Source organism: Actinomadura sp. (assembly GCF_044508335.1).
Lineage (GTDB): Bacteria > Actinomycetota > Actinomycetes > Streptosporangiales > Streptosporangiaceae > Spirillospora.
This window is the reverse complement of sequence record NZ_JBIQHY010000239.1, coordinates 1-1,544: the sequence shown is the minus strand read 5'-3', so window position 1 is coordinate 1,544 and position 1,544 is coordinate 1. Positions and strand designations below refer to the sequence as shown.

Here is a 1,544-nt window from a genome sequence, read left to right as displayed (position 1 = left end):
GCCCGGCGCCACCGGCCGCGGCGCGCGCGGCCCGGCCGCCAGCGCGACGAGCGCGGCCGCGGCGAGCGGCGCGTAGATCCACGGGGGCGCGCCGTCGCGGCCGTCCCGCACGATCAGCGGCATGATCGCCAGGATGAGGACGGGCGCGGCGAGCAGGACGAGCATCATCGCGCGCAGCCGCCCCAGTTCCGTCCCCGTGCGCAGCGAGGCGAAGTAGCCGGGGTCGTCGCCCGGTCCCGCGCCGAACACCGGCGCCATGTCCGGGCCGTCGCCCTCCGGCGACCTCGGGGAGTACATCGAGAACGGGGGTGGCGCCATGGCTGCGCACTTTAGCCGGGCGGCGGGGCCCGGCAATAGATCTCACCAGGATCTTTGCGGGAGGGGAGAAACCGGCGCGGCCGATTGCTCACTTTCCGCGCGCGTCGCGGGGGCCGCTACATTGACCGCCTATGAAGGAGCGTCACCTCGGGCGGAGCGGGCTGCTCGTGTCCCGGCTGGGCCTCGGCACCATGACCTGGGGGCAGGACACCGGCCCGGACGAGGCGGCGGCGCAGCTCGCCGCGTTCGTGGACGCCGGGGGCACGCTGGTGGACACCGCCGACGTCTACAACGACGGCGCCGCCGAGCAGATCCTCGGCCACCTGCTGCGCGAGACCGTCGACCGGGACGGCCTGGTGATCGCGACGAAGGCGGCGATCCGGCCGAACGGCCGCTACGACGGGTCCCGCCGGCACCTGCTGCGCGCCCTGGACGCCTCCCTGGACCGGATGGACCTGGACCACGTCGACCTGTGGCAGCTGCACGTCTACGACCCGGCGACGCCGCTGGAGGAGACGCTGTCGGCGCTGGACGAGGCGGTCGCGTCCGGCCGCACCCGCTACGTCGGCGTGTCGAACTTCGCGGGCTGGCAGGTCGCCAAGGCGGCGGCATGGCAGCGCGCCTGGCCGGGCCGCGCCCCCGTGGTGTCGGCGCAGCTGGAGTACTCGCTGCTGCGCCGCGACATCGAGCGGGAGGTCGTGCCGGCGGTGCTGGACGCCGGGGCGGGGCTGCTGCCGTGGTCGCCGCTCGGCCGGGGCGTCCTCACCGGCAAGTACCGCACCGGCATCCCCGCCGGGTCGCGCGCCGCCGCGCCGCACTTCGCCGAGTTCGTCCAGCCCTACCTGGACGAGGAGTGCGCCCGGATCGTGGAGTCGGTGGTGACCGCCGCGGAGGGCCTCGGCCGCTCGCCGCTCGCGGTGGCGCTGGCGTGGGTCCGCGACCGGGAGGGGGTGGCCGCCCCGATCGTGGGCGCCCGCACCGCCGCGCAGCTCCGCGCGATCCTGGAGAGCGAGGACCTGACGCTGCCGCACGAGATCCGCGCCGCGCTCGACGACGTCTCCGACACGACTACGGGAAGCCCGTGACCGACAGCCCTGACCACTCGCCCGACCAGCCCTCCCCCGCCGAGCGGGCCGCGCGCGCCGCCGCGGCGATGCGCGCGGCGGAGGCCGCCGCCGGGGCCCTGGACGGCCCCGCCGCCCCGGAGCCCGCCCGGCCGGCGCCGC

Annotated in this window: 1 protein-coding gene and 1 pseudogene; one reads left to right on the top strand and one right to left on the bottom strand. The window is 76.8% G+C overall.

Translation table 11 applies throughout. The annotated features are described in order from the left end of the window. Positions 1 to 318: pseudogene (locus ACIWVC_RS34575) on the bottom strand (hypothetical protein); the annotation flags it as partial. 131 nt (positions 319 to 449) lie between these two features. On the opposite strand from ACIWVC_RS34575, the gene ACIWVC_RS34570 reads away from it, so the two are divergent. Continuing rightward, complete coding sequence (locus ACIWVC_RS34570) at positions 450 to 1,403, top strand: aldo/keto reductase (RefSeq protein ID WP_396453114.1); 954 nt, start codon at positions 450 to 452, stop codon at positions 1,401 to 1,403. Positions 1,404 to 1,544: the final 141 nt, after the last annotated feature.